13 protein-coding genes and 1 tRNA gene are annotated in these 12,065 nt (G+C 43.3%); 6 read left to right on the forward strand and 8 right to left on the reverse strand.

The features are described 5' to 3' along the window. The first annotated feature begins 83 nt into the window (after window positions 1-83). From DESAL_RS15915 to DESAL_RS15925, 3 genes are all read left to right on the forward strand, one after another. Window positions 84-353: a hypothetical protein gene (locus tag DESAL_RS15915; RefSeq protein WP_015853000.1), complete on the forward strand. Its 270-nt coding sequence runs from the start codon at window positions 84-86 to the stop codon at window positions 351-353. 21 nt (window positions 354-374) lie between these two features. After that, complete coding sequence (amrS, locus tag DESAL_RS15920) at window positions 375-1,388, forward strand: AmmeMemoRadiSam system radical SAM enzyme (RefSeq protein WP_015853001.1); 1,014 nt, start codon at window positions 375-377, stop codon at window positions 1,386-1,388. A gap of 110 nt (window positions 1,389-1,498) precedes the next feature. Next, window positions 1,499-1,575 (forward strand) — tRNA-Pro (locus tag DESAL_RS15925). A 271-nt stretch (window positions 1,576-1,846) separates the two neighbouring features. Here DESAL_RS15925 and DESAL_RS15930 read toward each other — a convergent pair. Further along, the gene (locus DESAL_RS15930; protein ID WP_157046972.1) at window positions 1,847-2,551 is read right to left on the reverse strand and encodes a hypothetical protein; all 705 of its coding nucleotides are present in this window, start codon (window positions 2,549-2,551) and stop codon (window positions 1,847-1,849) included. Next, window positions 2,481-4,442: an RHS repeat domain-containing protein gene (locus DESAL_RS19850; protein WP_015853003.1), complete on the reverse strand. Its 1,962-nt coding sequence runs from the start codon at window positions 4,440-4,442 to the stop codon at window positions 2,481-2,483. The genes DESAL_RS15930 and DESAL_RS19850 overlap by 71 nt, the downstream gene beginning before the upstream one ends. Window positions 4,443-4,959: 517 nt before the next feature. Between DESAL_RS19850 and DESAL_RS15940 the strand changes: the two genes are divergently transcribed. Beyond that, entirely contained in the window at window positions 4,960-6,012 is a 1,053-nt protein-coding gene (locus DESAL_RS15940) for a hypothetical protein (protein ID WP_015853004.1), read from the forward strand. A gap of 93 nt (window positions 6,013-6,105) precedes the next feature. Here DESAL_RS15940 and DESAL_RS15945 read toward each other — a convergent pair whose 3' ends face one another. Beyond that, complete coding sequence (locus DESAL_RS15945) at window positions 6,106-7,218, reverse strand: NAD(P)/FAD-dependent oxidoreductase (protein WP_015853005.1); 1,113 nt, start codon at window positions 7,216-7,218, stop codon at window positions 6,106-6,108. Between the two features lie 151 nt (window positions 7,219-7,369). Between DESAL_RS15945 and DESAL_RS15950 the strand changes: the two genes are divergently transcribed. Next, window positions 7,370-8,605, forward strand: a complete 1,236-nt coding sequence (locus tag DESAL_RS15950; protein WP_015853006.1) for a serine hydrolase domain-containing protein — start codon at window positions 7,370-7,372, stop codon at window positions 8,603-8,605. 71 nt (window positions 8,606-8,676) lie between these two features. Then, a complete protein-coding gene (locus DESAL_RS15955; protein WP_015853007.1) occupies window positions 8,677-8,934 on the forward strand; it encodes a hypothetical protein in 258 nt (85 codons plus the stop codon). 47 nt (window positions 8,935-8,981) lie between these two features. Here the strand turns inward: DESAL_RS15955 and DESAL_RS15960 are convergent, their stop codons facing one another. From DESAL_RS15960 to DESAL_RS15980, 5 genes are all read right to left on the reverse strand, one after another. Next, complete coding sequence (locus tag DESAL_RS15960) at window positions 8,982-9,323, reverse strand: DsrE family protein (protein ID WP_015853008.1); 342 nt, start codon at window positions 9,321-9,323, stop codon at window positions 8,982-8,984. A gap of 109 nt (window positions 9,324-9,432) precedes the next feature. Further along, window positions 9,433-9,999: an LOG family protein gene (locus DESAL_RS15965; protein WP_015853009.1), complete on the reverse strand. Its 567-nt coding sequence runs from the start codon at window positions 9,997-9,999 to the stop codon at window positions 9,433-9,435. 22 nt (window positions 10,000-10,021) lie between these two features. Beyond that, window positions 10,022-10,594, reverse strand: coding sequence for a MarR family winged helix-turn-helix transcriptional regulator (locus DESAL_RS15970; RefSeq protein WP_157046974.1), 573 nt, complete (start codon window positions 10,592-10,594; stop codon window positions 10,022-10,024). A gap of 55 nt (window positions 10,595-10,649) precedes the next feature. After that, a complete protein-coding gene (locus DESAL_RS15975; protein ID WP_015853011.1) occupies window positions 10,650-11,546 on the reverse strand; it encodes a YitT family protein in 897 nt (298 codons plus the stop codon). Window positions 11,547-11,694: 148 nt separating this feature from the next. Further along, a complete protein-coding gene (locus DESAL_RS15980) occupies window positions 11,695-11,976 on the reverse strand; it encodes a hypothetical protein (protein WP_015853012.1) in 282 nt (93 codons plus the stop codon). Between the last annotated feature and the right edge of the window lie 89 nt (window positions 11,977-12,065).

Below are 12,065 nucleotides of genomic sequence, written 5' to 3' on the forward strand. Positions count from 1 at the left end.
ATTTCCCGCTATCGGGAAAAGAAAAAGGTCCATTGTTTGCACAGGACCAAATAAGAGTTTATACTATGCCACGGAGAAAAACCATGTACAAGAAAACTTTATTCACCGCTTTTCTCATTCTGGGACTGTTCCTGTGTGGAAACGCCATAGCAGGAACCAAGTTCATTAACAAGGATACCGCCAAGGACCGCAAACCCATCCGCATGGGCACCGGAGGCGGAAACAAAAGTAAGATCTCAATTCAATCAGATAATAATTCCAACACGATAAGCATTTCACCTAAAGACAAGGATGAAGATAAGGAAGACACTCAAGTCGGCCCTATATTTGTTGTCCCTGAAATCAAACCGTAGCAAAATATAATAAGGAAAGTCATGCTTCATCCCGCCAGACTATGGAAACCGCTTAAGGACGGTAAAGTCCAATGCAGGCTATGCAGTCATTTCTGCATAATTGACGAACAGGAACACGGTAAGTGCGGGGTACGGCAAAATGTTGACGGCCAGCTCATGACCAAAACCTATGAGCTGGTAGCAGCACTCAATGTGGACCCGGTAGAAAAAAAACCGCTGTACCACTTCCTGCCCGGAACCGAGACATTTTCACTGGGTACACAGGGCTGCAACTTCGGCTGCACCTTCTGCCAGAATGCCTCCCTTTCCCAGCACCCCAAAACAGGACGGGAAATCACGGGACAAAAAGTAACCCCGGAAATTCTGGTGGAAGCGACCATCGCCCACAAATGTGATTCCATATCCTACACCTATTCCGAACCGACCATTTTTTTTGAGCTGATGCAGGATACCGCCCGTCTTGCCCATATAAAAGGATTGAAAAATATCATGGTCTCCAACGGCTTCCAAAGCCCGGACTGTATCGAAGAACTGACCGGACTGATCGATGCCGCCAACATAGACCTCAAAGCTTTCAATGATGTTTTTTATCGGGACACATGCGGGGGCCGCCTTAATCCGGTCCTCGACAACCTCAAGCACATGAAGACAAACGGCTGGTGGGTAGAGGTCACGACCCTGCTTATTCCCGGAAAGAACGATTCACCGGACGAATTAAAAGAAATGGCCGCATTCATCGCCAATGAGCTTGGTAAGGAAGTTCCTTGGCATATTTCCCGTTTCCACCCGGATTACAAGATGCAGGACTGTCCAGTCACCCCTATGGAAGCCCTGCAAAGAGCCCGAAAAGCAGGAACCAATGCGGGTCTGGAATATGTATACATCGGTAATATTCCGGGTAACGAAAGCTCAGCCACCTTCTGTCCTGATTGCCACAAGGAACTGATCAAACGATTCGGCTTCGAAATGACCAAGACGGGCCTCTCTGATGGTATGTGCAAGTACTGCGGGTGCAAAATTAACGGGGTATTTTAGACAGTTAAAGGCATAAACAGCATAGACAAAGAATTAAATTTTAAAAAAATAAATTTAGTTCTTGCCAAGCAAATACAATTCACGTAGTTCCCTTTCTGCACGAAACAAGTCGGAGCATGGCGCAGCCTGGTAGCGCGCTTGCTTTGGGAGCAAGATGCCGGGGGTTCAAATCCTCCTGCTCCGACCAGTAAATTCAAGGACTTACATTAATATGATGTAAGTCCTTTTTTCGTGCTGGGAACCATATTGGGAACATTTTAAAAATTATGGAACAAAACAAGATGAGAACGTCTTGGCATCCGCACAGGCGGCATCAGCAAATCCGTCTATATTTCCAAATAGATATATAAACAATGCATTTTTACGCAGAATACGCTGCTACCAGCAGGCTTGGCAGAATAGCAAGATGCCCCCCTGAATGGAAAAGCCAGCCTCCGGGGAGACTAGCTTTGAATTTGTTATTCTTCAATCAAAGTAGACTTAAGTTTATTTGAGCCGGGAGATAAGCTTTCTTCTCGGATAATACCCAGTCCAGAAGCCACCACGTATAGTTGCCAAATATGCATCCCGTTAAGATCAAACGAATATTTAACGTGTACAAGCTTACGTAACTTACCCAGAACTACTTTTTTCTCTTCTTTCACAATAACATAGTCAGCTTTTACTTTCCCGGCTGAAGACCAGAGACACTGACTCCATTCCTTATTGTTTAAGTCGAGAATAGTGTTTTCGTTTTTTTTACCCTTGTTGAAAATTAATTTTCCATTTTCAGCGGTAAGGATATAGCGATACATTGTTTCTGCTGGGGCATCATCCCAATAGTAAGCCCCTTCTGGGAGCTTGGTCTTGCTTCTTTCTTCTGCTGTTGAAATTCTTGTGGGCTTAGGGAGCTTTGTCCATTCTTCAATGACATAACTTCCATCATCATTGATCTTTGTACATATCCTCCTTGTAACAATTCCAAAGCCACTTTCTTTAATTTTAATGGTATCACCTAGGGGTGGTCCTAAAAACACATCTGCCTCTTTTAAGCTATTACCATTCTCGCAACAACCATTTGCTACCACTATAAAACAGATAAAGATTAAGCAACTAACCAAAGAAAAACCAAACTGTTTCACCCGTCCAAGGATTGTGCGTCCAACCACGATCTCCAGTTTCAACCTCATATCCTCCATTTACTACATATGCTTTAGACCACCTGAACATATCTTTTCTTCGCACACGTGTTTCTTTTGTTTCAGAAGAGCCACTTCCAACACTCCCACATGAAGCATAATGTCTTTTAATTCTTTGCTCTTCTGCTCTGTAAACTTTCTGCCATTTAACATTTGGAACAGGCACTCCGGGCAGAACAACCGGAGGAAACATCGTGATCTTGATAGTTTCCAATTCCCTGACATCTTCCCATTCAGTAAATTCATCCCACTCCTGACACTCAACCTGCTGACACTTACAATTGGGATGGGGCCGTTCCATTGTCGGCGTTTCCGAAATATTGCCATCCATCTTTAAGCAGTTGTCACAAGCCCCCTTACCAGCCTTCCAGATGTACCATTTCTTTACATTATGCCTGCGCGGAGTCGTTCCCCAAATTCCCCCCGCTTCCAAGCCCATTGCATCATTAAAATTGATCGGATCATCCAGACAATACCCGTAAACATCCACATCACCGCCGCCATACCCAAGCGGGTCTTGGGCAGTAAAACGACCAATCTCAGGATCATATTCCCGGAAACCGAAATGAACCAATCCGGTATCTTTATCATTAAGGCCGGATGCAAAGCCTAGCGGCAGATAAAACTGCTTGTTTGTATCTGTTAATATATTTCCAAACGAATCATAGATAATTTTCTTTAGCTCATTTCCCTGATCATCAGCAACCATAAAAACTGATCCGACTTGATCCCTCGCTAAATAATACTTCTTCCCTTCAAAGACCGCGACGATCTGGCTTGCTTCTTCATCATGATTGAAAGTCCATATATTCTTGCCCTTACTGTCAGTGACTGCTTCAAGTGTGGTGAAATCTTTCCATTTATACTTTTCAACAATATTACCGTTAATTTTCTTAGCAATGCGCACACCACGTTCATCGCAAACGTATTCGATAATCCGACCATCAGGCCGTTCAACCTTATACAGCTGCCCGTTGGATAGGTATTCGTATTTAGTAATTCTATTTTTGACTTTCCTCTCAGCCAGACTTCCATAAGCATTGTATGTGTATGTGGTATCACCAGCCTGTAGAAGACGAAATTTATCATCATACTCATAGCTTCTGCGCTCGTATTGCAATGTTTCAGACACCAAACGTTCGCCCTGCTTGCCATACTCGTAAGACTCAATCAGACGGTCATCCTGCCAAACCCTGTTCAATCTTCCACCTTCATCGTATCCATATTGAAGATGAAAAGCATCAGGATCAAACGCGAGCAACCTTTCAACTATGCGCCATTTATCATCACATGCGGTAGCCAGAATGGTAAAAGGATTATCAGCTCCGGGAACGTTAAAAGTGATAGTACGAACTTTTTCATCGGGATCAACTTCAATACCATCCTTGGCGAGTTCGTCATGGATGCTCTCTCCGGTTCCAGTCTGAGCATATGGATGCGGGGACTGCTTTTGCTGGCGCTGCCGGGTAGCAACCTCACAGACTTTGTCTAATTCAGCTAAAACCTCCCTACCATATTCTGTTTCAGACAATCCCTGCGCTAATGCGTGGTCTGAATTTTCACGGATGAACTGAGCATGACACATGCGTTTAATCCGATTATACTGATCCTTCGCAGCCTCATACTCATATTGTTTTTGATCCCACCTGGCCTGTACTTCCGGCTTGCGCATGGTCGGATACAGGATGTCTCCTTTGGAAAAACCGGACCTATCCATACCCGGTTCAAACAACTTCTCGCTTGTGCTGCGCTCCACAATTTCCCATTGAGTTTCGATCTGCATCTCAGGCGGTTCGGTTTCGCCGTACATGCGTTGCCCTGAAGTTAAGTCCTTCCAATCCTTCTTCTTCACAACAAATTCACCAGCCAACCCCATTGCTCCTCCTAAGTTAAATGTTTTCCGCACCTCAATGAGAACACAACATTTTCAGCCAAGCATGCGGAACAAGAAGAGCAACAATAAAAAACAAGGCGGACCTGAAATAGGTAGTTCAGGTCCGCCTTGATGAAAAATGTATCTTTTCAAAATTGCCGTTGTAGGTAAAAACCGAAAACACGGGGAACCATTCACCCCCAAAAATCCCTAAGAATCTCGAAAAGATGTTCCCAATGTGAAAATTTCTTCAATTAATTAAATGTTTGCAACGTTCGCCAACGGCTTTGGGAGCAAGATGCCGGGGGTTCAAATCCTCCTGCTCCGACCACAGAGAATTCAAAGGCCTTACGTTGATGTGACGTAAGGATTTTTTTGGGGGGAGAATATTGTGTCAACTTGGACATATATCACGTTAACTATACTTAGAATACTTCTTCAACTTACTTACAGCGATAGAGACTAACCGGTGGAAACAGAACTAGGCATATTTCTTCCCACTTGGCATACGGAGTTAATGATGGATACGACTATTGCTGATTTAATAAAATTCAATGAGTTCCTGGATTCAACTTTAGATCCCAATAAGTTAGACGAGGAATTCATTACCTTAAGACAGGCCGAGCTAGACGGCATATCAAAAGATTCCGATATCAAACATTTTCCTTTTATTGCCTTAAGCTATGCCAAGTTGATGGAGCTGACCGTTTTATTAGCCGGGAAGTATGCTGACAATTGCCAAAACGTTGATTTTGGTGATCTTGTGATAAACCCCAGACACTTAGATGTTTGTATCCTAAATGCAGCATTAATAACGGAAGATTATGGCGTTACTGAAAACCTTCCGCTTTGGTTCAAAAAACAAGTACGTGAGTGTACTGGCAGCCAATACTCTGAAGATCTGGGGAAAATGGTTGTTGACCCATTCTTGTTATCGCATTTTGTGGAAAGAGGATTACTGCTGAGAATAGTAAAAAAAGAAAGGCATAGAAGATTAAGCGATCAGTTCCGGAACTGCATTCCATATGATCCACAGTCTACTTTTTCAAAAGAGATTGAAGAATTTACCCGCATCGCACACAACCCGGTAAAAGACCTTGGCTGCATGAGCGGAATGATTGAAGGGCTTGATGTGGCGTCATGGCTTGCCAGCAACACGGTATTGAATGTTGTGAAAGGCTGCTTAAAAAACGATCTTATGACCATGCTGCTTGGAGCCATGTCAGACGACTACCTGAAATCAATTAATAAAAAATTTGAGAAGGCACACAATACCTTGGCCTATATAAGCATGGGAAGGAAAAATTTTGCCAATTATCCATATGATGAAAAAGTGCCCATAGCAGAGTGGGCTGAGATCAATAACACCTTGTGCCACTTCAATCTAGATAGGTATGGCATGATTCAGTCAGAATTAAATAGAAGCCTTTCCAATCCTTGTTACAAGAGTCCTTTCCTGAACAGATTGTTGTACAGCACTCCCACAACACAGGACACGAATAAGCTGAAACATAACGTAATGTTTCAGCATCACCTGCCATGCCAAAGGGATCATCGGGAATTAACCATTTGAATCAATGAGCCCCGCTGAGCGATTCAAAATATCCTGCTCCCACCACCGAATGATCAAAAGCAATCCGTTGGCATTAAGTAAGGCTTAATTCTGTCAACTCCCATTAACTTTAAACCGCCGAACAAATTTCCTGTCGATATAATCCTTAATCCTGAAAGCAAGCGACCCGCTGAAGCTTAATCCGTTTTTGAGCAATATGCCTTTTTCATCCCCGGTATTAAATATGAGCAGATATGAGTCGCCCGGATCAAAATCTTTCAGGCTTAGCCCTTTAAGCTGCGCCCGCACATTATGTACGAGCACTGGGTTTTGCCGCACGGCATAAACTCCCACTTTATCCAGTGGGTTCGGTTCGAACCAGATGCAATCACCTCCACCGAAAATTTCCGGATGGGAAACACTTTGCAGATAGCGGTTAACCCTGAGCCCGCCATCCTTCCCTATGGGCAAATCGGATGCGGCGAAGACTTTTGAGGGCTTCACCCCCAAAGCCAGAAAAATGATGTCTTGTTCGTAGTGAAGTCCGTTCTGCAGTAAGATGTCACCTGTTACCACCCGCTCCACGTAACTGCCCTGAACAATCTCAATTCCGCGTTTATTCAGACTTTTAATCGCAAGATTGCGCACCCTTTCCGGCTGGTTGTGCAGAAATTCGCTGCCTGTGAAAATCTTAATTTTCGCACCGAAACGACCTTGTTCTTTGGCTGCGGTCCAAGCGTTGCCAGCGATTTCAAGCGCAGCAGGTCCGCCCCCGCAGATGCCTATACGCACCGGCCGTTCAGAGGCTATTTCCTGAATCCGTATGCGAGCCTGCAAAAGGTTTTGAATGGGTTTTACAGTATAGATATCAGTGCTTACCTCATATGCAAGGTCATTGGATACGGAACTGCCAAGATTGCATGAAAGCACGTCATAGGGAACTTCCTGCCCTGTCTCAAGGATGACTATTCGTTTGTGAGGATCTATGCGCGCAACTTTTCCTAGTACGAACGTTCCGCCGCGACTTTCCACCATTGACTTCACAGGAAAACTTATTTCGGCAGGACGGTAAATACCACCTAGCATCCCCGGTCCCATCCCCGAATAGTAATGCCGTTCATCCGGGCCAATGACCGTAACACGCTGTCCATCCGCAATGAGCTCAGGGATGGCCTCCATAAGCTGCATGTGCGCATGCCCTGCGCCGGCAATGACAAGTTCTCCCATAACAACTCCAATCAGAACGGTTTTATCTACAATGAAAGGCTCTTGCGCTACTTAAATGTAAAACACACGGCTGTAGTGTGTACATGAATATGACCGGAAGTCAGAAGGTTCTACTCCTTGATATTATCAGCAAAATAAGGTTATTTATGGCATGCAACAAAGAACACAACGTTTCTTCATCCAGATAATATCCATTCTCCTACTTCTTTCCTGCCCTTTAACACTTGGAAACACAGGATGTGGAACCGGATTGGAGTTCCCGGAGGAACAAGCCAAGGCATTACAGGCATCCCTTGATCAATCCAGAAGTAACCTTGGATTTCCGGGTGGAATGATCGGTGTAAGGCAGGTTGGCGGAGCAACATGGATGGGGGTAAGTGGAAATGCGAATTTAAATGGCAATGTTGCCTACATAGACGACAATATAATATTTAAAATACAGAACTTATTAATTACTCCTGCCTATGCTGCCGGTACTCCTGTACCAATGAATACAAACATGTACATGAGAATAGGGAGCGTTACCAAAACCTATACAGCTGCACTTATCATGAAACTTGCTGAAGAAGGCAAATTGAACCTTGACGATAAAGTGGACGATTGGATGGGTGCCGGATACTACCCTAACAGCAACATAGCAACCATCAGGCAATTACTGAATATGACTTCCGGCTTTACTAACTATACGCAGACACCAGACTACTTTGCACAATACACTGCCACCCCGAAAGCAACTTTTCAGCCCGAAACTCTAGTTAATTACGCAAGAACCTGCGGAAAGCCATACATATCTTTACCCGGTACAGGCTGGCATTATTCAAATACAAACTATGCCATTCTCGGATTGATTGCTGAAAAAGCAGGAGAAGCAGATTTCAAAACTCTGATTCAAGAAAAAATACTGGATAAATTATACTTACAGATGACGTACGTCCCGGCGATCGATGATAACACAATACGGAGTCCCTATGTAAACGGTTATGAAAAACAGGGCGGTTCATGGGTGGATACAACCGACCACTCCCCCAGTGTTGCTTTTTCCGCAGGAAATATCGTTTCATCACTATCAAACATGCTGAACTGGATCGAAGCGCTACACGAATATCAACTGCTGACAAAAGAATCGGTCGATCAGATGATGACCTTGGTTGCTATGTCTGACGGAAGTCCTTGGAGTGGTGAGATTTTTGGATATGGACTTGGCATAATGTACAACAAAGGAGCCACAGGACATAACGGCGACATTGATGGCTACAAGGTTTGCTTATACAAATACAAAGATCACTATTTTGCAGTAGCAATTAATACCGATACCGCACCTGCAGGTGATGCAGAAGCCGTTTTCTGGGATGCAGTTCGGACACTATATCCCGAGGATAACATTTAAACCAGCTCGTGATATTCCATAAATTCTAAATATCAAGAGATATAAACAACCATTAAGCAAGGAGACTATAAATGAAAAAGCTGAACTCACTTATATTCGCTGTTGTCCTGTTTCTGGCCGGATTCTTTGCCGGAACAGTGTTTGACTCAAACAACGAAAGTAAAGCTGGCGGTCTGGTTTCTAATCAATACTTCTCAGTATACGAACTAAAGGGTCCCAAAGGCTATAGAACCTGCTTTGGTGTCTCTTTTAAAAACGGAGTTTCAAAAAAAGATGTCATTATCGACTGGAAAAGCAATTCCAATTTCGTCGGCTATATAAAAGAATAAGGGCCCCCTCTTGCGAGGACGGCCCGATTTCCAAATTGAATATACCTTTAAACAGTGATCAAATGTTCTTCACTTTTGATGATCTCAGTCAAAGGTGCGCCCCAGAAAATAATTTCAATACCCAGCTTTTCAAGCTGTTGCTTTACTCCCAACTGATCAGCGCAAGCCTCACAAGCACTAAATTCAACTCCGTCTTCCTGAGCATCGGCAATCAGTTTCTGGATATGCACATCTTCGGCAACCAGCTTTGCTGTCGCGCCCCAGACAATGACACGAATCTCTTTCCACCATCCCTTTTTGATGGCGTTATGCGCATACATCATCACCATTAATTCAGAGGTCAAAGGGTCGGCATTGGTCCATAACAGATTTAATTTTCTATCGTTCATATTATCTCCTGACTGTTTAAAACAGCCTACCCCTAAACATATAAAAGTGCCTCAGCAATAAGTCGGATTCTGACAGGATGAATAGAACGCAATATTAAATTGATCTCATTTATCGAGACAGCTTTGCGGGAGTGTCCAAAGTGTCCAATAAGAGATCAAACAATTCAGGCACGCTTCCAGAAACAGACACGGATTCTGCATAAGGCGTTTTCAAAAATCCTTCGCCTTCTGCAGTACTCATCATAAGTTCAAGCGGATTATAAAAATTGTTCACATTCAACAACCCGCAAGGCTTGGAATGAAAGCCCAACTGTTTAAGGGTATATACTTCAAAGAATTCTTCATAAGTTCCTATGCCGCCCGGCAGGGCAATGAAACCGTCAGAAAGCTCAATCATCATTTTCTTTCTTTCATGCATTGTCGGCGTAACATGCAGTTCTGATAACCCCTTGTGGAACTGCTCTTTATCTTTCAAAGCCTGAACAGTTACCCCTATGACTTTTCCACCGGCACCTAACGCCGAATCAGCGAGTTCATTCATCATTCCTGTGCTGGACCCGCCGTACACGCAGGTAATATTGCGTTTAGCAAGCTCCAGTCCTGTTTCTCTTGCTGCCTGCATATACAGAGGGTCATTTCCGGTATTTGAACCTAAAAATATACAAATTGAATTCATACCAAACTCCAACGCTCCACAATTATTCGTAATAACTTAGTAGTTTCTTCAAAATACCATTCAAAGACTTACGATCATCAGCCGAAAGACACCTGATAAATTTATCGGCAACCTCAAACCGCTCATGAATTATTGAGTCAATTAAATCAAATCCCTCTGCTGTTAAAACAACATGGACTCCTCGACGGTCATCCGTATTAATTTCCCGATCGACAAGCCCTTTCTTCACAAGCTTATCAATGCGATTGGTCATAGCTCCGCTAGTTAACAGGGCAGCTTCACACAATTCGCCAACTGATAATTTATAAGGATCTCCTGCGCGCCGAAGCACAGCCAGAACATCAAACTCAGGATTTATAAGTCCATGAGATTTTAAAAATGCTCCCATGGCTTTCTCGGCAAATTTGTTAGCAATCATCAGCCTGCCGTATATCTCCATTGATTCTGATTCCAGTTCCGGGCGTTCTTTTGACCATTGCTCAGACATCAAACCAATTCTATCCATATCTACACCTGCACCTCTTTTTTTGTCTTCATGTGAAGATTCTTTATATGAAGATAAAATTAGAATCAATAAGATTAAACCGCAGTTCAAAAAAAGCCGCCCTCATGAGAAGGCGGCCTGACATTTTCAATACGAACTACGTTTATTAATAAACCTTACGGCGGGAAAAACTTGCTCCAATCACAGAAAAAGTGTTCTCCACTATGAACAAAACTCTATCATCGTGCCTAAAGGCTATCTCTTCCAACTTTTTAAGCTGAATGTTGTTAACAACCGTCATTAAGATATTCTTATCTTCACGCAGATAGGCTCCCTGCCCTTTGATAAAAGTAGCACTCTGCTTCATCTCGTGCAGAATATCATGACTTATCATTTCACTATAATCTGAAATAATAAAAACGACTTTGCGCTGGTTAAACATCGAAAGTGTCTGCTCCACCACCGTGGATGATATGAACACCAAAATCAGCGAGGCGATTATTATATCTAGGGGAAGCTCAAACATACTGAGACTGAAAAGAGTCGCATTAAAGACAAGATAAACCTTGCCTATCCCAATGTTAAACCGCTGAAAAAGATACACGGCAAGCACATCAAGACCGCCGTTTGAACCCAGTGAACGCAAAACTGTCCCGGCTCCGAAACCCATCATCGCTCCACAGGCGACGGCCGCATAAGTGGTATTGTGGACAGCCATTGGGATTGTAATGAATTCATATGAGATTGTGGCTGCAATGGTTGCGTACAGGCTATACCAGAAGAAACGGCGGCTTACCTTTATCCACGCAAACAAGAATACGGGTACGTTGAGAATAAAAAACAGCACCCCCGGGGAAAGCACCCCGGTTTTATAGTAAATAAGTGAAGCAAGGCCGAAAACACCCCCGGCTAGAAATTCGTGGGGAACGGCTAAACTTTTTACAGCGATGGAACATATTGCTGATCCAACTGTAATCAACAATAAATTCCACCATACGGAATAAGTGAAGTCAAAATTAACGGAACTGCCTTTGCCAAGTACAGACTTAACTGGTTCTAACATTTTCCTTGTATGTTTATAGGTTAAACTAATTAACCCAAAACGCTAACAGCTTTGAAGCAGCAATTCAAGGGCGCAAAAATCAAAAACGGCCAATGTTAGTCCGGCTTAAAAAAGGCAAAGTTTAATGTACAGTCAGATAGAAATCTATTTAGTTCAAATCATTAGCATCAACATCATAAACACGAATTTTGTTGCTGCGCGGAAATTCCTTTTTCAAAAGTTTCTTAAGCAGTTTCTTCACCCCCTTGAAGTCTTCTGTAAATTGCTCGGTATCAAATCCGTTTTCGGTCACTGAAAATAAATCTTCCCCCCTGCGCAAGATCACCACTGAGCGGTCACGCTTGTAAGTGCGCAAATCAAGCCCTCGCCCGACCTGAATTTTCTTGAGCTTACGCATGACAGTTTCTATTGCTGAAGCCTTATCAATCATGCATGCAGTGATATCTCTCCATATAAATCCATGTCAATGAACACCATTCACCGAAATAAATAATACATTAGCAATTCCTTTTATACTCG

Source organism: Maridesulfovibrio salexigens DSM 2638, assembly GCF_000023445.1.
Lineage (GTDB): Bacteria > Desulfobacterota > Desulfovibrionia > Desulfovibrionales > Desulfovibrionaceae > Maridesulfovibrio > Maridesulfovibrio salexigens.

Excerpts from the sequence above, each read along its gene's own strand:
- DESAL_RS15915 (WP_015853000.1), top strand. The coding sequence starts at position 84 with ATGTACAAGAAAACTTTATTCACCGCTTTTCTCATTCTGGGACTGTTC.
- amrS (WP_015853001.1), top strand. The coding sequence starts at position 375 with ATGCTTCATCCCGCCAGACTATGGAAACCGCTTAAGGACGGTAAAGTC.
- DESAL_RS19850 (WP_015853003.1), bottom strand. The coding sequence starts at position 4,442 with ATGGGGTTGGCTGGTGAATTTGTTGTGAAGAAGAAGGATTGGAAGGAC.
- DESAL_RS15940 (WP_015853004.1), top strand. The coding sequence starts at position 4,960 with ATGGATACGACTATTGCTGATTTAATAAAATTCAATGAGTTCCTGGAT.
- DESAL_RS15945 (WP_015853005.1), bottom strand. The coding sequence starts at position 7,218 with ATGGGAGAACTTGTCATTGCCGGCGCAGGGCATGCGCACATGCAGCTT.
- DESAL_RS15950 (WP_015853006.1), top strand. The coding sequence starts at position 7,370 with ATGCAACAAAGAACACAACGTTTCTTCATCCAGATAATATCCATTCTC.
- DESAL_RS15955 (WP_015853007.1), top strand. The coding sequence starts at position 8,677 with ATGAAAAAGCTGAACTCACTTATATTCGCTGTTGTCCTGTTTCTGGCC.
- DESAL_RS15960 (WP_015853008.1), bottom strand. The coding sequence starts at position 9,323 with ATGAACGATAGAAAATTAAATCTGTTATGGACCAATGCCGACCCTTTG.
- DESAL_RS15965 (WP_015853009.1), bottom strand. The coding sequence starts at position 9,999 with ATGAATTCAATTTGTATATTTTTAGGTTCAAATACCGGAAATGACCCT.
- DESAL_RS15975 (WP_015853011.1), bottom strand. The coding sequence starts at position 11,546 with ATGTTAGAACCAGTTAAGTCTGTACTTGGCAAAGGCAGTTCCGTTAAT.
- DESAL_RS15980 (WP_015853012.1), bottom strand. The coding sequence starts at position 11,976 with ATGATTGATAAGGCTTCAGCAATAGAAACTGTCATGCGTAAGCTCAAG.